Consider the following 19,646-nt stretch of genomic DNA (forward strand, 5'->3'; position numbering starts at 1 on the left):
AGGCCGTTGACATCATGCATCATGCATTCTACCGTCCCGGGAAGCTGCGACCGCAGCACACGACACCGGTTCCGGTCTACCGGTTCACAGCGGGAGTCTCATCATGCTCGTTCGGCGCATCCAAACGCTGAGCTATATCTGCTCCGTCAGCATCCTGCTGCTCCTGATCGCAGGTGCACCTCCTCGCCTCACCGGGTCACACGCCGCTTCGCTACCGATCCGGACGGCTGCGGTCACCTCGGCCGGCGTGCAGAGCATCGTTCCTGCGGCAGCGTGGAGCGACCAGCACGGGGACCTCGCTCAGCTGCGCGCTGTGGGCACGGTGCTCGACGTGAGCGGGACGTACTACGCCTGGGGCGAGAACATGGTCAACGGGCTCGTCTTCACCGCCATCACCTGCTACTCCTCCACCGATCTGGTGAATTGGCACCGCGAACCCGATGCACTCAGCCTCCAGTCGAGCGGCGACCTCGGTCCCAACCGTGCCGTCGGACGGCCATCGGTGCTGTACAACGCGACAACACACAAGTTTGTGATGTGGCTGCACATCGACACACCCCACCTGTACGACCAAGCCCTCGTCGGCGTCGCCGAGAGCACGACGCCGTGCGGCCCGTACACCTACCTCGGAAGTTCCAGCCCGCTCGGCCAGCAGAGCCGGGACATCAACGTGTACCAGGACACCGACGGCACCGGTTACCTGCTCACCGAAGATCGCGCCAACGGCCTTCGCATCGATCGCCTCTCCTCGGACTTCGAATCCGTGACCGCGGCGGTCGCAGTGCTCAGCGACCACGAGGCGCCTGCCATGACCAAAGTCGGCTCGACGTACTACCTGTTCGGCTCGCACCTCACGTCGCTCGCCACGAACGACAACCAATACACGACCGCCACCTCCCTCGCAGGGCCGTGGACGCCGTGGAAGAACTTCGCGCCCACGGGGACGAACACATTCGACTCGCAGATCAGCAGCATCCTTGACGTGACCGGCGCCGCAGGCACCACCCACGTCTTCATCGGCGACCGCTGGAACGACAACGACCTATACGACTCCGCGCCGATCTGGCTGCCGATCACCATCGGCGGCGATACAGCGAGTCTGCAGTGGGTGCCCTCCTGGACACTCGACCTCGTGCAGGGCACGTGGGCAGCGCAGACACGCAACGACAGCTACGAGGCGGGCGGTCCAGGCACGACGCTCAGCGGCAGCGCAAGTGTCACCGCGTGCACCGGTTGCACTGGCGAATCAGTCGTCTCCAACCTCGCCCCCGGGCCGGTCACCTACACCTACGACGACGCCGGCCCCGCACTCACCTACACCGGCGCCTGGACACACGGCAACGGCACGTCGTTCAGCACCGAGTACGACAGCACCAAGTCCTTCGCCCAAGCCGCCGGCGCATCCACGAGCGTCACCTTCACCGGCACCACCGTCCGCCTCATCGGACTTCGCGGACCCAACTACGGCAAAGCCACCATGACCGTCGACGGCACCGTCATCGACACCGTCGACGCCTATGCCACCACCCAGCAGCACTTGCAGACGCTGTTCACCGACACCGGCCTGTCTAGCGGCACCCACACCTTCACCATCACGTTGACGGGCACGAAGAACGCGGCCTCAAGCGGCACATACTTCTCCGTGGACGCCATCGACCTCAACGCCACGGATCAACGCAATCCCCAGGGCGGGACCCTCACCTTCGCCGGCGTACAGGCCGCGACCTCTGGCGTTTACACGGTGAAGATCGGCTACAGCAACCCGGCCACCACCGACCAGCAGGCGACGATCAGCGTCAACGGCGGCAGCGCCACCGAGATCGCTTTCCCGCCGACCACCGACGGCAACACGACCGCCGTCGCCGTCGCGAACCTGACACTGCAGGCCGGCGCCAACACCATAGCCATCTCTCCATCGGCATCCAGCGCTCCCGAGATCGACACGCTCACCGTGCCGGTCGGCACGTAACCATCCCTCGGGGAACGGTACGTCTCCACGGAGACGTATCGCCCGGGTCTCGCCAAGTCCTGTATTCATGACGTTCGGCTCGTCGTCTGCGCGTCACCACCGAGCGTCGAGGTGCGCTCCGACGACACGCAGACCGGCGTCACGAGCAGCGTCGAGTACACGACGTCTAGTGCGCGCTGCTCGGTCGTGGTCGCGGTCGAACCCTGACCGCAGGCCGAGATCGTTGAGTTGCCGTTGTTCGGCAACGAGGTCTGCGATGTAGAGCACCCGCGCCGGGTGGCCGATCTCGACGACGACGTGGCCGGGCGTGTGGCCGGCCGCCGCCCGATCAGGACACCGGGCAGCGGCTCCGCCGCGTCGTCGACGAGCTCGGGGTCGGCGGAACGCAGGATCGGGCGGATGGCTCGGACGGTGTCCGTAACGCGCCCCTGATGGAGAGCGAGGTTATCTTCGTCGGCGAAGTACTCCCATTCGGCGCGGTGCACGACGATGCGCGCGTTCGGGAAGTTGACGCGGCCGCTGGCGGCGAGCAGGCCGCCGAGGTGGTCCGGGTGGAAATGCGTCAGCACGACGGCGTCGACCGCGGCGGGATCGACTGGAAGTCGCCGCATCGCTTCCAGCAGGGGCGGTTCGGGGTCGCCCGGCAGTCCCGTGTCCAGCAGCGCCGTGTGCTGTCCGTCGGTGAGCAACACTGCGTTGTTCGGCACGGGAATCGTGGACGGTTGGGCGTGGACCGAGTCGGTGGGGTACAGCACGGAGCGCGGGTAGTGACTGGTGCCGGTGTTGACGACGTGCATCGTCCATGGCGACGCGTCGATCGTGGCCGGTTCACTTGCGGTCACGCTGAGCTCCTCGTCCTGGCTGCGGCCGGCGTGGACAACGACTGCGGTCGGTCTCGGTTAGGGTCGCGGTTCATGAGCATGTGGCCGCCTGCGTCAGCGGCGCCGGAGCGATTGACCTTGTTGCCGTCGTGGGCGATGGCTCGGTTGAGTCGAGTCGCCCGGTCCTGGTTGGAGCAGAACCTGGCTCAGCTGGGGCTGGTGCTCGGTGAGTACGCGACGTTGGAGACGGTCTCGGCGCACACCGACGCATCGCAGCGGGAGTTGGCGCTCGCGGCCGGCTATGACCCGAGCGATCTGGTGACGATCCTCGACCGGCTCGAGGCCGCCAGCCTGATCACGCGAACCCGCGACGCGCGTGATCGGCGACGGCAGGTGGTGGCGTTGACGGCCGATGGCCGGACGGCGCTGCGTCGTGGCCGTGCGGCGGCACAAGCAGCGCGGCGGCGGCTGCTCGAACCGCTGGCCGCCGACCAGGCGTCGGAGTTCGAGGCAACGTTGCGGCAGCTGCTGTTCCATCACTGCCCCGACGTCTGACGATCCGTCAAGCCCCGGCGCGGAGCGCGGGCAGCCGCCGCGGCACGCCTCACTCTGGTCATGGTGACGCGAATCGGATCGCGACCTTGCCGGTGAGCCGTGCCGTGGCGTAGTCGGCGAACGCGTCGATCGCGTCCGAGGCGTCGACGACGTGGTCGGCCTCGAGTTCGACAATCCCGTCGGCGAGGAGTTGAGCGACCTGCGCCAAGGCAGCACGGTCGGGCTCGTTGCGGATGTAGGTGACGGTGAGTTCGCGTCCGAAATGTTCCGGCTCGGGACCGAACAGGGTGCTGACAAGCTGGCCGCCGGCGCGGACCAACGCGGCGCTGGTGAGCAGGTCGCCGAGCTGGTTGACCATGTCGATGACGAGGTCGAACCCTTGGGGACGGATCGCGTGGAGTTGGCTCGGCAGGTCACCGCCGCGGTAGTCGAGCACTATCGCGGCACCGGCGCGGTGAAGGCGGGCCTCATCGGCCGGAGCGCCGGTCGCGGTGACGACGAAGCCGAGGTCGCGCAGCTGCGGGAGAAGGAAGCGTCCGATGCCGCCGCTCGCTCCGATGACCAATGCGTGTTCGCCGGTGTGCCCTCCCGTGCTGTGGAGGTTGCGGAGGATGGTCGCCGAGGTGAGCCCCACCATCGACGCGACGGCGGCGGCGGTTACCGGGACACTGGCCGGTCGGCGGGTCAGCGTGCCGCTGGGTGTTAGGACGGTGTCGCCGAGGGCGCCGCCGACCATGCCGAGGACGGGATCTCCGACCGCGACGTCAGTGACGCCTTCGCCGACAGCGATGACGACGCCGGCCAGATCCGAGGCGATCGGTGCGGGCAGCGGCAGCGGCATCATGGCGGCCATATCGCCGCGCGCGATCTTGGCGTCGATCGGGTTGAGGCCGACGGCCTCGACCCGGACGGCGACGATCCCGGGGCCGGGGTCGGCACGGTCGAGGTCCTGCCAGACCAGCCGGGGTGGGGTGCCGTAGTCGGCAAGAGCGATGCGGCGCCTCAGGTCACTCCTTTACGTCGTGGTCGAGATGGTGAATGCGGGTCGGGCGGCTGTGGGCCGTCGAGTGTGCGGCGGTGAGCGTTGCCGAGCGACGTCGTTGCGCTTTTGTCGAGGTCACCGGTCCGCTGCGGGGACAGGGTCGAGTTGGGCCAGCTCGATGAGCCTTCCGTCGGGATCCCGAAGGAAGCACCGTCGTGCCGACGGGACCGGCATGGGCGGCGTCAGGAACGTCGCGCCGGCAGCCGTCCAGGCCGCGACGGTCGCGTCGATGTCGCCGACGCGGATGTTGAGCGCGGCACTGAACCGGTTCGGCTCCGGCGCGACGGCGAATACACCCGGCTTGTCCGGCGTCGGCCCCCCCTTGCTCGGCGATCTGCACCCAGAGGTTGCCTAGGCGCAACACCGGCGGAGGCCCGTCGAGCACCACCTCGCCGCCGAGCACCTGGCGGTAGAACGTGGCAGCTCGAGCCACGTCGGCACTGATCAGCATGACAGTGACGATCGGCCCGGCTGAGGTATCCGGCAGCCGTGCACTGATCACGGGAATCGCCAATCGTGGGATTGTCCAACTATTACACGTGCAATGTGCAGGAACAGCGCCCGCCGCACAAGTAGGGCCGCCGGTGCGCGGCGGAGTCAGCGTGTGTTGGCCTGCGCTGTGTGCGTTCCATGGGGGCTGCTGACCGTCGTAGCGCCGATCAGGGGCCCTTCGCGGAGGGTGCAGGTGCCGTTGACGATGCACGCCGTGCTGCGGTGACGGGGCGCCGCGAGACGACAGCTTTTGGGCGGACGGACGTTCAGCTGCCGAACGCAACAGCACGCGCCGCGACAGCGTCGATCAGCGCTCGCCCGTGCACCCCGAGGCCGAGCGTGCGGGTCACGGCCAACAGCTCGATGCGGTCGCCATCGGCCAGCGTCCCGCACTGGACGCCGGCCGGCACCGGTGTCCAGGGTGAGGTGAAGGTCCAGCCGATACCTGCTGCGACCAGCGCGAGCTGTCCGGACAAGGTGGTCGCCTCAGCGACGACCCGCGCCTCCAGGCCACGGCGCGTAAACCGCTCGAGCATGTCCTCGTAGTAGTGGCGGCTCGCTGACGGCATGACCCAGGGCCGCGCGGCCGCCTCGGCCCAGGCGATCTCGTCGCAGCCGGCGAGCGGATCGGTTGCTGGCATCGCGACTTGTGTCGGCCGCTCGTCGAGCCGCTGGACGGCGCCGCCGTCCAGCACGCGTGCGTCGGCGGTCGCGTAGCAGAAGACAACGTCGAGGTCGCCGGCGAGCAGCCGCTGCAGCAGCTGCGACAACGACCCCTCGTTGATGCTCACCCGGGATGCCAGGGTCGATACGTCCGGGACGGCGGAGGGCACGAGCGACGAGGCGAGCGAGGACAGCGCGCCGACCCGCAACGTCTGGTCGCCGCCTGCTGCCGCGAACGTCTCGAGCGCTTGGTCGAGGGCGCGGACCGCCGGCCCGACGTGTTGCACGAGGCGCTCACCGGCAACGGTCAGGGTGACACCGCGCGGTGTGCGCACGAACAGGCGCAGCCCGAGTTGCCGTTCGAGCCGGGCGACCTGCTGGCTGATCGAGGGCTGCGCCAGCCGCAGACGCTCGCCGGCCCGCCCGAAGTGCAGGGTGTCGGCGACCGCGAGGAACACCCTCAGGCGCCGCAGGTCAGCTTCCACCGGTCCAGCATCCGGCATCGCGGCGGTGACCGCCCATAGGGCGCACCGATCGCGAATCGGTATTGCCCGGGCGCCGTCGTGGCAGTTGACTTGAAGCGGGCGGGCGTCCACGAGCCGGTCTCGGGAATCAGAGGCAGCCCATCCGCCGTGCGGACATCGACGAAAGGTCACGCCGACCGATGACCGCTCGCACATCACGCCCAGGCCGGCACCAGCTCCAGGGCGAACGGGTGATCAAGGCCGACCTCGCCGACGTGTATCGGATGCTGCTGGAGCCGGCGGAGCAGCTGCGGTGGAACTCGCTGTATCTCGAAGCCTTTATCGACCCGCCCGGACCGATCACCTCAGGGACACGCCTGACCGGCCGCTTCAAGGGCTCCGGTCGGGCCGAGGTCACCTTCGTCGATGTCGTGCCGGACGAACAGTTCACCCATCACAGTGTGATGAGGCTACCGGGGACGGCGATTCGGCTCGGCGGGTTCGACCACACCTACCGCGTTGCTGCGACCGCCGAGGGCACGCAGGTCTGTCAATACGTGCGCTTCGCACCGTCCGGTGTTGGGCGTCTTCTCGCGCCGCTGATCATGCTGTCGTTCCGGCGGCGACTGCCCGCGAGCTTCGAGGAGCTGCAGCGCTACGTCGAGAAGACCGGCACGGCGGATGAGCCGCCGCCTCAGCGCGACAGCAGTGGCCTCGGGTCATAGAAGGAACGCAGGCCTGTGATGGTGCCGGTGGCCGGATCGAGCTGGAAGTGTTCGGACTGCCAGACGGCGCCTGCCGGCGTCGGGAACCGGATCAGGGCCACCACTGCGGCGCCGTCGATGGTGAAGTGCAGTGACGTCACCTCGGCGTGCTGCAGCAGGACCGCTGCCTGCACGGCGATCGCGGCGCCCTGAGCTCCCGTGGCCGGCGCGCCCAGCCGGTCCCGGACGATCGGGCTGTCCAGAACGAACTCCGGCGCGAGCACCCTGCCGAGCGCCTCGTGGACCGCGACGGCATCACCGGCCTGGAACGCCTTGTAGTAGCGGCGGACCACCGCGGCCGCATCGTCGCGGTTCACGGTCGCCGTCCTGCGGCAGGCGCCCTGACACTCAAGGCGAGGTCGGCCACGAAACGGGTCGACCAGCCGTCCGCAGACCCGAGTCGAGATCGCGCGCGCCGCTCCCCCAGGTCGAGATTCGTCGTGACCACCACGCCGTGCTCGCGCAGCGAGCCGGTCACCTGCTCGAGCAGGCGCGCCGGAGGCTCGTAGCCGTCGAAGAAGATCAGGTCGAACGGTCCGGTGAGCGAGGGAACAACCATGTCGAAGTCCCCCTCGTGCACCGTGACCGAGGCTCGGAGGCCGGCGCGTTCGATGTTTTCGCGGGCCAGCTGCACGTGCAGCGGGTCGCGCTCGATGGTGTCGACGTGCGCGCCGCGCGACGCCCACCAGCACGAGGTGTACCCGAGCGCGGTGCCCAGTTCGAGGACCCTGGCCGGCTTCGCCGCGGCGGCGACCGCGCCGAGCACGGTGCCGTCCTGGTACGGGTAGGCCCAGCAACCATGGTCGTGGCGGTGCGTGTCCGTCGCGGCGCGCACCGACAAATACGGATCCCTGTGGTCGCGCCGGCGTAGGCCGTCCTCGACGGCCAGGACCAACGCGTCGGCGACAACGGCAGGGTCGGCGGTCACGGCGTCGCCCCGTGCGGGCGGAACAGGATCTCGTTGATCTCGACGCCGACCGGCTGATCCAGCGCAAACAGCACGGTGCGCGCGACGTCCTCACTGGTCAGTGTCGCGCCGCCGTTCGCCGTCGCAGACGCGCCGGTGAAGGTAGTGGCGACCGGGCCCGGCGCGATCAGGGTGACGCCCACCCCGGTGCCGAGCAGTTCCAGGCGGGCTGTTTCGGCGATGCCGGCGACGGCGTGCTTGGTCGCGGAGTAGAACGACGAGGCCATGGCGTACCGGCCCAGGACGGAGCCGGTGATCACCAATCGACCGCGCGAGGCGATCAGGGCCTCCGCGGCGGCTCGGACGGTCAGCGCGACACCGAGGACGTTGGTCAGCACCATGTCACGCCAGCCGTCGACGGACGCCTCGGCGGCGCCGGGTCGGTACTGCCGGGGCCCGGCCGTCATGCCGGCATTCGCGAACGCGGCGTCGAGGCCCTCGAAATCGTCAACCGCAATCGTGACCGCACGCTCGAGGACCGCGGGGTCGGTGACGTCGCCGACGACCGCCCGCGCGACCGTATCGCCGCCGAGTTCGCCGGCCAGCGCCTCCACCGCCGCAGACCTGGCCAGCAGCACGAGACGCCAGCCCGCCGCCCGGGCAGCGCGCGCGGTCGCTGCACCGATCCCGCCGGTGGCGCCGGTAATCAGCAGTGCAGGAGCCGGGCGAGTCACTGGTGATCCCGGAACCACGCAGCGGCGAGGCCCACGGCATGATCGATCACCGCGGGATCCTCGTAGTACTGGAAGTGCGAGTTCTCGCCCTGCCAGACCAGGCGCTTGTCCGTCCCCGGCACCGCCGCGAAGTGACGCCGCGCCGAGTCCGGGCCGTCGCAGAAGTCGGCGTGCACCATCAGTAACGGCTTCCGCAACTGCTCGGCCGCGGTCAGCGACTCGAAGGCGAAGTACGGCACGTCGCTCATCAGGGCGTACCGGTTCTCCCACAGGCCGCGGTCGGCCCAGCCGTGGTACCAGTCCCAGATCATCCGCCACGGCAGCGCAACGTCCGTCCGCACCGGATCAACGATCGCGCCGTACTCGACCTGCCCGTCCTCCTCGTACCGGGCGAGCGCGGCAGCGCCGCGTTCCCTCCGCGCCTGCAGGCGGTCGGTCACCGCCGCACGCGCGATCTCACCGGCCGCCAACGCCTCGCCTCCGGCCAGTTCGACATCGTTGTCGGCATCGCGGTAGTGACCGCTGACTGTGGCGATCGAGGTGACACGAGGGTCGTCGACCGCGACCCGCAACATTTCCGACGACCCCTCGCAGACCCCCAAGACTGCGAGCCGGTCGGCGTCCACCTCGGGACGCGAGGACAGGAAGTCCAACGCCGCACGGACGTCGGCCACCTTGGCCAACGGGTCCTCGAACCGGCGGGGTTCCCCGTCACTTGCGCCGTGATGGGCCGCGTCGAACGCGAGGGTGACGAAGCCCTCGTCCGCGAGCCGTGTCGCGTACTGCACCGGCGCCTGCTCCTTCACGAAGCAGTACGGGCCGAGGATGGGCACCGCCGAAGCCGGCTCATCCAGCTCCGACGGCACGTACAGATTGCCTCGCAGCACGAGCTCACCGCTGCGGAAGCTGACCGGTTCGACGCTGTATCGCCCGTGGCGGCTGCCCGCATGCTCGATTCCGGCCATGTCAGTGCTCCGAACCGGACGCTGCCTGCGCGCTCAACTGCAGGATCAGCGGCAACGCCCGCTGCGGGTATCGCTCGTTCATTCGGACGGCGGGGTCGGCTTCGTCGCCACGTGCTTCCGGTGCGAGGTCGGAGGTGTCGAGATATTCGTGGGTGTCGGTCGGGACATCGACCACCACGCCGGTTGTTCCGATGACGAGCGAGCCGGCGACTGGCATCGTGGACGGATCGGACAGGATGGGTTCGACTTGCAACGTGGCCACATAGGCATGGAACGCAACAGCGATCGATATCGCCAACATCGATCTGCGATAACGGACGCCTATCGCCACGGTCGCCTTCAGCGGCCGACGACTCCCTCCGTGAACAGCTCTCGACGGAGTCGTGAGCTCTCCCGGTCGGCCGGCGTCGGGGCTCTCCGAAGCAGTGCGGAGCTGCGTAGTCTTCGATGACGACACGCGTTCGCACTCTCGGGTCGCGTCTGCGCACCCGACCTCGTCGACCCATCCATTCCATTCGCAGGCGCACCTCGTGCGGGCACTCGGAGGAACCTTGAAGTGCCGGCATGCTGCGGGTGGTAGCAGTACTCCGGCGCCGCGACAGCGACCTCGCGCGGCAGTGCCGGCGACGTGGCAGTTGACAGGCATCTTCGCTGCCGGTCTCGCCATCGGCGTAGCAACGTCCTGGCTCCAGGGGGTTCTGCCTGCAGCAACCAACTTCTTGGCGAACTCGGGTGCTGTCTGGGCCGTGGCGGCGTTCCTGCTCTCGGTGATGAACGCGCCAACACCAGTCCGAGGGGCGGTGGCCGGACTGCTGAGCCTGCTCGGAGAAGTCCTGGGCTACTACGCGATCGCTTCGCCGCTTCGTGGCATCGCGACCACAAGCTCAGAACGAGGCCTGTGGATATCGGCCGCCGTCGTCATCGGTCCGCTCGTCGGCGCGTGCGCCCACTACGCGCGACATGGCGCCGGTGCTTCTCGCGCCGCTGCACCGGCCGCCGTCTGCGGCATCGTTATCGGCGAAGGGATGTATGCCGTTCTCGAGTTGGCCAACGTTGGGCAGGGTGCCTCCGAGGTCGGCGTCGCTGGCGCCGCTGCAGCTGTGGTGACGGTCCGCGCGGCGTCCGGTACACGTCACCGCGCAACGGCGGTCGTGACCACGCTGGCGGCGGCCATTGTTGTGCTCGGCCTCTATTGGCTCAGCCTCGACGGTTGATCTTCGACGCGCATCGGCTGCACTCGACCTCCGTGCGGCGACACCAGGAGCACTGACAGAACGCGCGGGCCGTGGACGCCTTCGACGCGTTGCAGTTCGATGTCGCTGGTGGCGGAGGGTCCGCTGATCCAGGTCTGTGGGCGGCTCGGGTCGAGGGCGGCGATGGCGTCGGGCACGTCGGGGACGATCTGGTCGCGCCGGATGACGCAGATGTGCCGGTCGGGGACGAGGGTGAGCGCCCGTCGTCCTTGGCCGGGGCCGTGGTCGAGGACGATGGTGCCGGTCTCGGCGATGCCGACGGTGGCGGTGGTGACGACGGCGTCGAGGCGGTCGAGGTCTGCGTCGGTGAGCCCGGCGTCGGCGACGCCGTGCTCGACCGGCCAGGGGAAGCCGGCGGGGACGACGGTGGTGGCGCCGGCGAGCGCCTCGGCCAGGGCGGCGGGCAGGTCGGCCTCGTCGACGCGACGCACGTCGGCGCGGTAGTCGGCGACCCGTTCGACGAAGCGGTCGACGACGTCGACGGGCGCCGTGGCGTGCCGGTAGGCGCGGTCGATGGGCAGGTGGTCGCGCGGCGCGCCGGCGAGCGCGGACCGGACGCGGGCGAGGATGTCGTCGCGGGCGCTCACCCTGACTCCTCGCGGCGGAACCAGGAGCGGAACGACTCGCACGGCGGCGCGGGGAGGTCGCGGGCGGACGTCCACCGTGCGCCGGGGCCGGGCAGCCGACGGACACCACGGCGCCCGCCCGGCAGACGGACACGACCGAAGCGTTCGAGCAGCCTGCCGGCCAGGCCGGTGAGCCGTTCGGCCCGGTCGAGGCGCTGACCGGACGAGAGGGTGTGGGCCGCGGCGCGCATCGCGAGCGCCTCGGGCTTCGGTGGTCGCTGCCCGCGGTGGGCGTCGACGACCTGCGCGCGCAGGTCGACGAGCACCGCGGGGATGTCGATGCGCACCGGGCAGACCTCGTAGCAGGCGCCGCACAGGCTGGAGGCGTAGGGCAGCGAGTCGGTCTGCTCGTCGGCGCCGACGCCGCGCAGCAGCGGGGTGAGGATCGCCCCAATGGGTCCCGGGTACACCGAGCCGTAGGCGTGCCCGCCGGCGCGTTCGTAGACCGGGCAGACGTTGAGGCAGGCCGAGCACCGGATGCAGCGCAGCGCCTGCCGGCCGACCTCGTCGGCGAGCGCGCGGGTGCGGCCGTTGTCGAGCAGCACCACGTGCACCTCCTGTGGGCCGTCGCCGGGCGTGGCCCCTGACCAGATCGAGGTGTAGGGGTTCATCCGCTCACCGGTCGACGAGCGCGGCAGCAGCTGCAGGAAGACGTCGAGATCGGCGAAGGTCGGCACGATCTTCTCGATCCCGACGACCGAGACCAGCACCTCGGGCAGCGTCAGGCACATGCGTCCGTTGCCCTCGCTCTCGACCACCACCAGCGACCCGGTCTCGGCGACGGCGAAGTTCGCGCCGCTCACGGCCATGCGGGCGCGGAGGAACTTCTCGCGCAGGTGCAGCCGTGCCGCGCCCGCCAGCGCCGTAAGGTCGTCGGTGAGGTCGTCCGGTGCGGGCCGGCCCGCGGCGGCCATCGACCGGGCGAAGATCTCGCGGATCTCGGCTCGGTTGCGGTGGATCGCCGGCACCAGGATGTGCGAGGGCAGGTCGTCACCGAGCTGCACGATCAGCTCGGCCAGATCGGTTTCCCACGCGGCGATGCCCCGCGCGGCGAGCGCCTCGTTGAGGCCGATCTCCTGCGTGGCCATCGACTTGACCTTGACGATCTCGTCGAGGCCGTGGGCGGCGGCGAGGTCGGCGACGATGGCGTTGGCCTCGGCGGCGTCGCGGGCCCAGTGCACCGTCGCCCCGTTCGCCTCGAGCGCGGCCTCGAGCTGCATCAGGTAGGCGTCGAGGTGCAGCAGCACCTCGTCCTTGATCGCCGCACCCGCGACCCGCAACTGCTCCCAGTGCGGCACCTCGCCGACGACCGCGGCCCGCTTGGCGCGGATCGTCGAGGTCGCCGCCGCGAGGTTGCGCCGCAGCTGGGTGTCGGCCAGCGCGGCCCGCGCGGCCTCGGGGAACGGCGGCATGCCCAGGAATGTGGCGGTCATGCCGCGCCCTCGTGGCTGGCCAGCACCTCGGCCAGGTGCATCACCCGCACGCCCGCGCGCTGCCGCGACAGGATGCCGCCGATGTGCATGAGACACGAGTTGTCGCCCGCCACCAGCACTTCGGCACCGGTCTCGAGCACGCGACGTGCCTTGTCGGCGCCCATCGCGATGGAGGTGTCGGCGTTCTTCACCGCGAATGTGCCGCCGAACCCGCAACACTCCCCCGCGGCCGGCAGGTCGACCAACTGCAGCCCGTGCACTTTCCGCAACAAACGTTGCGGCCGGTCACCGACGCCCAGCATCCGCAGCGAATGGCACGTCGGGTGGAAGGTGACGCGATGCGGGAACGACGCACCCACATCCTCCACACCCAGCACATCGACGAGGAACTCGCTGAACTCGTATGACCGCGGCGCCAACCGGGCGACGGCGGTCGCCAACCCCGCGTCGCCGCTGCGCCGCGCCACCAACCCGTGCTGATGGCGGATCGACCCCGCACACGACCCCGACGGCGCGACGATCGCGTCATACCCCTCGAATGCGCGGACGAAGTTCCGCACCACCGGCACCGCCTCGTCCAGGTACCCGGTGTTCACCATCGGCTGCGCACAACACGCCTGCGCCGCCGGGAAGTCGACCTCGACCCCGAGCCGGCGCAGCACGGTGAGCACGGCCTTCCCGGTGTCGGGGAACAGTGCGTCGTTGAAGCAGGTGATCATCAGTGCGACGCGCATCGACCCACCCTGACGCGTGGTTCGAAGTGCTGCAAGGCCTGGGTGCGGGCGACGAGATCGCGGAGTGTCTCGAGGTCACCGGTGATCGTGCCGACCGCTCGCGCCTGCACCAGCACGTTCCCCAGGGCCGTCGCCTCGACCGGTCCGGCGATCACCGGCAGTCCGCTGTGGTCGGCGACGGCCTGGCACAACAGGCCGTTCAGCGCGCCGCCGCCGACGACGTGTACGCGGCCGATGCGCCGCCCCGAAAGGTCGGCCGCCGTGTCGAGTGCGCGCGCGTAGGCGGTCGCGAGGCTTTCGATGATGCTGCGCACCAGCGTCGCCCGGTCGCTCGGCGCAACCGCATCGCGCTCGGCGAACCAGGCGGCGATGCGCGACGGCATGTCGCCAGTCGCCGCGAAGCGCGCGTCCTGCACGTCGAACACCGGCACGGTCGAGGGCACGTCGGCGGCGGCCGCGAGCAGCGGCGCGAGGTCGGTCCCCCAGGTCCGCATCGTCTCGGAGAGCAGCCACGTGCCCATAACGTTGGTCAGGAAGCGGATTCGGCCGTCGACGCCGCCCTCGTTGGTGAAGTTCGCCGCCCGCGCGGCCTCGGTGAGCACCGGCCGGTCGAGCTCGACGCCCACGAGGCCCCAGGTGCCGCAGGAGATGTAGGCGGCGTCGTCGCCCGTCATCGGCACGCCGACCACCGCCGAGGCGGTGTCGTGCGACCCGACCGCAACGAGCCGCGCCCCGCCCAGGCCCAGTGCCGGCCGCAGACTGCCGACCTCCGTTCCCGGATCGACCAGCGGCGGCAGCAGCGACGGCGGCAGACCGACACGCTCAGCCAGGTCGGCGTCCCACTCCCCCGTCGTCAGCCGCAGGAGGCCGGTGGTCGAGGCGTTGGTGCGCTCGGCGACGAACGCACCGGTGAGCCAGTGCCCGATGAGGTCGGGTATCAGCAGCAGGTGCTCGGCGTCGCGCGTCCAGTCGTCGGCTGCGAGTTGGTAGACGGTGTTGAACGGCAGGAACTGCAGGCCGTTGCGTCCGTACAGCTCCGCGTGCGACACGATCGCATGCACCCGGTCGACGCCGGCGGCGCAGCGTGCGTCGCGGTAGTGGTAGGGCAGGCCGAGCAGCCGGTCGCCGCGCAGCAGGCCGTAGTCGACGGCCCAGGAGTCGATGCCGACGCTGCTGACGTCGTGCCGGGCCACCGCCGTGCGCAGGCCGGCCACCGCCTGCCGGTGGAGCTCGAGCACGTTCCAGTGCAACCCGTCGGGGAGCGCGACCGGCTCGTTCACGAACCGGGCGACGGCGTCGAGGTGCAGCCGGTCGGCGTCGACCTCGCCGACCATCACCCGCCCGCTCGACTCGCCGAGGTCGACGGCCGCGACGGTGCTCATGGGTGCCTGCTCATCGGTGCCGGCTCATCGCAGGAACGCGGCCGGCACGCCGGCGTCGACCGGAATGTGCAGGCCTGTCGTCTGCGTCAGGTCGGGCCCGACGAGCGCGAACGTCGCCGCGGCCACGTGTTCGGGCAGCACCTCGCGCTTGAGGATGGTGCGCTGCGCGTAGAACTTGCCGAGATCCTGCTCGTCGACGCCGTAGACGGCCGCGCGGTTGGCGCCCCAGCCGGCGGCGAAGATGCCGGAGCCCTGCACGACACCGTCGGGGTTGATGCCGTTGACGCGGATGCCGTGCTCACCGAGCTCGGCGGCGAGCAGCCGCACCTGGTGGGCCTGGTCGGCCTTGGTCGCCGAGTAGGCGATGTTGTTGGGGCCGGCGAAGACGGAGTTCTTGCTCGAGATGTAGACGATGTCGCCGCCGAGCCGCTGGTCGATCATCGCCTTCGCCGCGGTGCGTGCGACGAGGAACGAGCCCTTCGCCATCACGTTGTGCTGCAGGTCCCAGTCGGCGACGGTCGTCTCGAGCAGCGCCTTCGACAGCGACAGACCCGCGTTGTTGACCACAAGGTCGAGGCCACCGAAGGCAAGCAGCGCCTCCGCGACCGCTGCCTCGACGGCCGCCTCGTCACTGACATCGACCCGCACGCCCACTGCAACATCCGTCGACCCGATCGCCGCTGCGGCATTGCGTGCCTTCGCGAGGTCGAGGTCGGCGATGACAACGCACGCGCCCTCCGCGGCGAAACGCTGGGCGATGGCCCGACCGATCCCGGACGCAGCACCCGTGACGAGCGCGATGCGCCCGGCGAGCGGCTTCGGCGCCGGCATGCGCTGCAGCTTGGCCTCCTCGAGCGCCCAGTACTCGATGCGGAACTTCTCGGCCTCGTCGATCGGCGCGTACGACGAGAGACCCTCGGCGCCGCGCATCACGTTGATGGCGTTGACGTAGAACTCGCTGGCCACGCGAGCGGTATGCTTGTCCTTACCGAAGCTGAACATGCCGACTCCAGGCACCAGCACGATCAGCGGATCGGCGCCACGGATGGCCGGGCTGTCGGGCGTCGCGTTCCGGTCGTAGTAGGCCTGGTAGTCGGCCCGGTAGTCGGCGTGCAGCTCGCGCAGGCGGGCGATGGCCTGCTCGACAGATGTCGCGGCGGGCAGGTCGAGGACGAGCGGCTTCACCTTCGTCCGAAGGAAGTGGTCGGGGCACGACGTGCCCAGCGCGGCGAGGCGCGGGTGCTCCTCACGGGTGAGGAAGTCGAGCACGACGTCGCTGTCGGTGAAGTGCCCGACCATCCGCTTGTCCTGCGAGGCGATCGAGCGGATCGTCGGCGCCAGCGCGGCGGCACGCGCACGCCGCTCGTCGGCCGGCAGCGCCTCGTATCCCGACAGCACGGCACCGAACGGCTCGGGCACCGAGTGCTCGGTGATGTGTGCGGCGGCAGTGCCGATGATCCACAGCGAGTTCCGCTCGGCCTCCTCGCTGGTCGCACCCCACGCCGTGATGCCGTGGCCACCGAGGATGCAGCCGACGGCCTGCGGGTTCTCGGCCTTGATCGCCGCGATGTCGAGCCCGAGCTGGAAGCCGGGCCGGCGCCACGGCACCCAGACGACCCTGTCGCCGAAGATCTGCTCGGTGAGCTTCTCACCGTCCGCCGCGGTGGCGATCGCGATGCCCGAGTCGGGGTGCAGGTGGTCGACGTGCGGCGCATCCACGAGGCCGTGCATCGCCGTGTCGATCGACGGCGCCGCACCGCCCTTGCCGAACAGGCAGTGGTCGAAGGCGGCGACCATCTCGTCCTCGCGCTCGACACCCGGGTAGACATCGACCAGCGAGCGCAGGCGATCCAGCCGCAGCACCGCGAGGTTCTGCTGGGTCAGCGTGCCGAGGTCACCGCCGGAGCCCTTGACCCAGACCAGCTCGACCGGCTGCCCTGTCACCGGGTCGGTCTCGACGCCCTTGGCCGAGGTGTTGCCGCCGGCGTAGTTGGTGTTCCTCGGATCCGCGCCGAGGCGGTTCGACCGCTCGATCAGTTCGCGGACGACATAGTTCGACATTGATTACGCTCCCCAGCCGGCCTGGTGGCCACCGACTCGTTCGGATCGGATCCGCTCTTGATGACCGGAGCGGAGATAGGCGTGGTACGGGTCCGCGTCGAGGCCCTGGGACGCGCGCACGTCGGCGAGCATCGGCCGCACATCGCTGTTGTAGGCATCCATCAGCACCGCATTCGCGCCGAGCACGTCACCGTCGCGCTGGGCGTGACGCAGGGCGTCACGGTCGACGAGCAGCGCCTTCGCGGTCGCTTCCTGCACGTTCATCACCGAGCGGATCTGACCGGGGATCTTCGCCTCGATGTTGTGGCACTGGTCGAGCATGAAATTGATGCCGGACGCAGGCTTCAGGACGTCGGCGGTGACGATCTCGTGCATGATCCGGAACAGCTGGAACGGGTCGGCCGACCCGACGATGAGGTCGTCGTCGGCATAGTTGCGCGAGTTGAAGTCGAACGCGCCGAGCCGGCCGAGCCGCACCAGCTGCATCACGATGAACTCGATGTTCGTCCCGGGCGCGTGATGCCCCGTGTCGAGGACGACCTGCGCCCGCTCGCCGAGCTCGAGACAGTGCACCAGTGACGTGCCCCAGTCGGGGATGTCCATCGCGTAAAAGTACGGCTCGAAGAACTTGTACTCGAGCAGCAGCCGGTGCTCGGGGTCGAGCAGCGCGTAGATCTCGCGCAGCGACTCGGCCAACCGCTCCTGCCTCGCCCGCAGGTCGTCCTGCCCCGGGTAGTTGATCCCGTCCGGCAGCCAGAGCTTGAGATCGGTCGACCCGGTCGCCCGCATGACCTCGACACACTCGGCGTGATGGGCGACCGCCCGCCGACGCACCGCGGCGTCCGGATGCGTCAGCGAACCCAGCCTGTACTCGTCGTCCTGGAACAGGTTCGAATTGATCGCACCGATCGAGACCCCGAGATCGGACGCGTGGGCGGCCAGCTTGCCGTAGTCGTCGACGCGATCCCACGGGATGTGCAACGAGACGCGCGGCGCAACACCCGTGAAGGCATGCACCCGCGCCGCGTCCTCCAGCTTCTCGAACGGGTCACGCGCGACGCCGGGCTGGGCGAACACCTTGAACCGCGTACCGCTGTTGCCGAACGCCCACGACGGCAGTTCGATGGTCTGCTGCACGAGTGCTTCCTGGGCGGCCTGTTGATCGCTCATGTCTCCCCCGCTGCGCTAGGGCGCGATGTGGATGTGTTCGAGGCCGAGGAGGTCGGCCGTGGCACGGATGTCGGGCACGAGATCGCCGACGCCGAGCGCCCAGTGGTGTGAGATGCCGGTCGCGCTCCAGCTGTCGACCCACTCGCCCGGGTCACATCCGAAGTCGACCCGAGAGGTGGTGTTGCCGATGCGAAGTAACGGACCCGGCACGACCACGCCGCTCGATGTCACGAGCGCGAATGACCCGTCTCGGCGCTGGATCAGCCCCACGACGGTGACCGGACCGTGCCTGACGTCGAATTCCACCGACACACCCCAGCCGCGTTTGCCGTGGTAGACGCTAAGGCCGCGTAGCAGCGGTTTGTGTTCGCTGATGGCGAGGTGGGCGGGTCCGTCGTGACCCATCTCGACGACGTCGTCGCGGAAATTGAGCGCTTGTAGTTCGGTGAACGAGCCGCCACCGCCGAGCCGGTCGACGATGAGCATCGCCAGCGACGTACGCAACTCGAACTCCCCGCACGTCGGGATGCCACGAGCGGTGAGCAGTGAGGCGCCGAGGATCATGCCGGCACCGAGCCGCTCGTGCTGCTCGCCGGCAAGCCCGCGGTGGTAGTAGGCGAGGCTGTCGAGCGTGAAGTCGTCGACCAGTCGGTCGAGGCCGACGGCAACCCGGGCAGCCCAGCGGAAGTCGTCGAGAGCAACCGAGTTGTCCACCGTGAATAGGTCGCGGGCAAGCTCGATGCGCTCGTCGACTTCGGTATCGCCGACCTGCTCGACGCGTACCCGGAGGTCGTCGAATTCCAAGACTTCGACGTGGCCTCCGAGATTGGCCGGGACAAGGGTGAGGTCGGTCGAGACGTCGAGCATGCCGGGGTACAGGTGCCCCATGAGGCCGTGGCGCCCAGTGCGAAGCGCACCGCGCACGCCGGCGGCCCGAACCCAACGCGCGACCCGGGCCCACGCCCGTTCGTCTTCCAGGTAGCCCGAGACCGAGCGGAACTGGACGCCGATGCGCTCGAACAGGTTCGCCATTTCCGGGAGCGGGCAGGCGCCGCAGTAGGCGAGCCACTGTCCGGTGTCGAAGCTGGCGTGGTCCATCGCCTCGGTGGGCTGCAGGTTGATCAGCAGCACGGGCGCGCCGCTGCGCTGCGCGATCGGCACCAGCATCGAGGCGGTCATGTAGGTGGTCAGGAAGCCGACGATGAGGTCGCAGCCGGCGGCGCGCAGGGTCTCGGCGGCGCGGGCGCCCTCTTCGGCGTCGGAGATGAACCCGACGTCGACGACGTCGCAGTCCATCGCGCGCATCCGCTCGGACACGCGAGCGGACGAGCGCTGCAGCTGCGGCAGCAGCTCGGGGAATTGCGGCCAGTAGGCGCCGAGCCCGCCCGCGACGAGCCCGACCTTGGTGCGCCGGCCGGAGATCCGGGGCAGGGCGGCGGACGGCGCCGGCGTCTCTTCGACCAGGGTCATGACGACACCTCCGTGGCGTTCGGGTCGGTGGTGGTGGTGGTGGTAGCGGGGTCGGCCGCCTGGGCGAGCTGCTCGTCGAGGTTGAACACCTCGCGCAGCAGCTCGAAGCCCTCGTCAGGGCCGCGGCCGTCGAGGCCGATG

At 69.7% G+C, this 19,646-nt stretch carries 20 protein-coding genes; 4 read left to right on the plus strand and 16 right to left on the minus strand.

Annotation, left to right across the window (positions count from 1 at the left end; all coding sequences use genetic code 11):
- Positions 1–103: 103 nt before the first annotated feature.
- Positions 104–1,969 (plus strand): family 43 glycosylhydrolase, encoded by a 1,866-nt coding sequence (locus ACTHMS_RS03735; RefSeq protein ID WP_440305327.1) that lies wholly within the window; start codon positions 104–106, stop codon positions 1,967–1,969.
- 65 nt (positions 1,970–2,034) lie between these two features.
- Here the strand turns inward: ACTHMS_RS03735 and ACTHMS_RS03740 are convergent, their stop codons facing one another.
- Positions 2,035–2,811: an MBL fold metallo-hydrolase gene (locus ACTHMS_RS03740; protein ID WP_440305328.1), complete on the minus strand. Its 777-nt coding sequence runs from the start codon at positions 2,809–2,811 to the stop codon at positions 2,035–2,037.
- A 72-nt stretch (positions 2,812–2,883) separates the two neighbouring features.
- On the opposite strand from ACTHMS_RS03740, the gene ACTHMS_RS03745 reads away from it, so the two are divergent.
- Positions 2,884–3,345: a MarR family winged helix-turn-helix transcriptional regulator gene (locus tag ACTHMS_RS03745; RefSeq protein WP_440305329.1), complete on the plus strand. Its 462-nt coding sequence runs from the start codon at positions 2,884–2,886 to the stop codon at positions 3,343–3,345.
- A gap of 58 nt (positions 3,346–3,403) precedes the next feature.
- Here the strand turns inward: ACTHMS_RS03745 and ACTHMS_RS03750 are convergent, their stop codons facing one another.
- The 3 genes from ACTHMS_RS03750 to ACTHMS_RS03760 all read right to left on the minus strand — a co-directional run bounded on the left by ACTHMS_RS03750 (position 3,404) and on the right by ACTHMS_RS03760 (position 6,222).
- Positions 3,404–4,351, minus strand: a complete 948-nt coding sequence (locus tag ACTHMS_RS03750; RefSeq protein WP_440305344.1) for an NADP-dependent oxidoreductase — start codon at positions 4,349–4,351, stop codon at positions 3,404–3,406.
- A 111-nt stretch (positions 4,352–4,462) separates the two neighbouring features.
- The gene (locus tag ACTHMS_RS03755) at positions 4,463–4,633 is read right to left on the minus strand and encodes a VOC family protein (RefSeq protein ID WP_440305345.1); all 171 of its coding nucleotides are present in this window, start codon (positions 4,631–4,633) and stop codon (positions 4,463–4,465) included.
- 512 nt (positions 4,634–5,145) lie between these two features.
- Positions 5,146–6,222 (minus strand): LysR family transcriptional regulator, encoded by a 1,077-nt coding sequence (locus ACTHMS_RS03760; RefSeq protein ID WP_440305346.1) that lies wholly within the window; start codon positions 6,220–6,222, stop codon positions 5,146–5,148.
- Here ACTHMS_RS03760 and ACTHMS_RS03765 point away from each other — a divergent pair.
- The gene (locus ACTHMS_RS03765; protein WP_440305330.1) at positions 6,207–6,731 is read left to right on the plus strand and encodes an SRPBCC family protein; all 525 of its coding nucleotides are present in this window, start codon (positions 6,207–6,209) and stop codon (positions 6,729–6,731) included. The two genes, ACTHMS_RS03760 and ACTHMS_RS03765, sit on opposite strands and share 16 nt — an antisense overlap.
- Here ACTHMS_RS03765 and ACTHMS_RS03770 read toward each other — a convergent pair.
- The 5 genes from ACTHMS_RS03770 to ACTHMS_RS03790 are packed head-to-tail and all read right to left on the minus strand — an operon-like array spanning position 6,701 to position 9,707.
- On the minus strand, positions 6,701–7,087 hold the full coding sequence (locus tag ACTHMS_RS03770; RefSeq protein ID WP_440305331.1) for a hypothetical protein: 387 nt from the start codon (positions 7,085–7,087) through the stop codon (positions 6,701–6,703). The genes ACTHMS_RS03765 and ACTHMS_RS03770 overlap by 31 nt on opposite strands.
- Positions 7,084–7,698 carry an O-methyltransferase gene (locus ACTHMS_RS03775; RefSeq protein ID WP_440305332.1) on the minus strand — a complete coding sequence of 205 codons (615 nt, stop codon included), beginning with the start codon at positions 7,696–7,698 and terminating at the stop codon, positions 7,084–7,086. The genes ACTHMS_RS03770 and ACTHMS_RS03775 overlap by 4 nt, the downstream gene beginning before the upstream one ends.
- Positions 7,695–8,411 carry an SDR family oxidoreductase gene (locus ACTHMS_RS03780; RefSeq protein WP_440305333.1) on the minus strand — a complete coding sequence of 239 codons (717 nt, stop codon included), beginning with the start codon at positions 8,409–8,411 and terminating at the stop codon, positions 7,695–7,697. The genes ACTHMS_RS03775 and ACTHMS_RS03780 overlap by 4 nt, the downstream gene beginning before the upstream one ends.
- The gene (locus ACTHMS_RS03785; protein WP_440305334.1) at positions 8,408–9,376 is read right to left on the minus strand and encodes an alpha/beta hydrolase; all 969 of its coding nucleotides are present in this window, start codon (positions 9,374–9,376) and stop codon (positions 8,408–8,410) included. The genes ACTHMS_RS03780 and ACTHMS_RS03785 overlap by 4 nt, the downstream gene beginning before the upstream one ends.
- A gap of 1 nt (position 9,377) precedes the next feature.
- Complete coding sequence (locus ACTHMS_RS03790) at positions 9,378–9,707, minus strand: hypothetical protein (protein WP_440305335.1); 330 nt, start codon at positions 9,705–9,707, stop codon at positions 9,378–9,380.
- A gap of 286 nt (positions 9,708–9,993) precedes the next feature.
- Between ACTHMS_RS03790 and ACTHMS_RS03795 the strand changes: the two genes are divergently transcribed.
- Entirely contained in the window at positions 9,994–10,590 is a 597-nt protein-coding gene (locus tag ACTHMS_RS03795; protein WP_440305336.1) for a DUF6518 family protein, read from the plus strand.
- Here the strand turns inward: ACTHMS_RS03795 and ACTHMS_RS03800 are convergent.
- The 7 genes from ACTHMS_RS03800 to ACTHMS_RS03830 are packed head-to-tail and all read right to left on the minus strand — an operon-like array spanning position 10,566 to position 19,505.
- Positions 10,566–11,216, minus strand: coding sequence for a LutC/YkgG family protein (locus tag ACTHMS_RS03800; RefSeq protein WP_440305337.1), 651 nt, complete (start codon positions 11,214–11,216; stop codon positions 10,566–10,568). The two genes, ACTHMS_RS03795 and ACTHMS_RS03800, sit on opposite strands and share 25 nt — an antisense overlap.
- Positions 11,213–12,688: a lactate utilization protein B gene (locus tag ACTHMS_RS03805; protein ID WP_440305338.1), complete on the minus strand. Its 1,476-nt coding sequence runs from the start codon at positions 12,686–12,688 to the stop codon at positions 11,213–11,215. Before ACTHMS_RS03805 ends, ACTHMS_RS03800 begins: the two co-directional genes overlap by 4 nt.
- Complete coding sequence (locus ACTHMS_RS03810; RefSeq protein ID WP_440305339.1) at positions 12,685–13,422, minus strand: (Fe-S)-binding protein; 738 nt, start codon at positions 13,420–13,422, stop codon at positions 12,685–12,687. The genes ACTHMS_RS03805 and ACTHMS_RS03810 overlap by 4 nt, the downstream gene beginning before the upstream one ends.
- Positions 13,407–14,804, minus strand: coding sequence for a rhamnulokinase (locus tag ACTHMS_RS03815; protein ID WP_440305340.1), 1,398 nt, complete (start codon positions 14,802–14,804; stop codon positions 13,407–13,409). Before ACTHMS_RS03815 ends, ACTHMS_RS03810 begins: the two co-directional genes overlap by 16 nt.
- Positions 14,805–14,828: 24 nt before the next feature.
- Entirely contained in the window at positions 14,829–16,865 is a 2,037-nt protein-coding gene (locus ACTHMS_RS03820) for a bifunctional aldolase/short-chain dehydrogenase (RefSeq protein WP_440305341.1), read from the minus strand.
- Between the two features lie 3 nt (positions 16,866–16,868).
- Positions 16,869–18,035 carry an L-rhamnose isomerase gene (gene rhaI, locus ACTHMS_RS03825; RefSeq protein ID WP_440305342.1) on the minus strand — a complete coding sequence of 389 codons (1,167 nt, stop codon included), beginning with the start codon at positions 18,033–18,035 and terminating at the stop codon, positions 16,869–16,871.
- Between the two features lie 15 nt (positions 18,036–18,050).
- The gene (locus tag ACTHMS_RS03830) at positions 18,051–19,505 is read right to left on the minus strand and encodes an arabinose isomerase (RefSeq protein WP_440305343.1); all 1,455 of its coding nucleotides are present in this window, start codon (positions 19,503–19,505) and stop codon (positions 18,051–18,053) included.
- Between the last annotated feature and the right edge of the window lie 141 nt (positions 19,506–19,646).

Source organism: Jatrophihabitans sp. (genome assembly GCF_051960575.1).
Taxonomy (GTDB): Bacteria; Actinomycetota; Actinomycetes; order Mycobacteriales; family Jatrophihabitantaceae; genus JBQCEE01.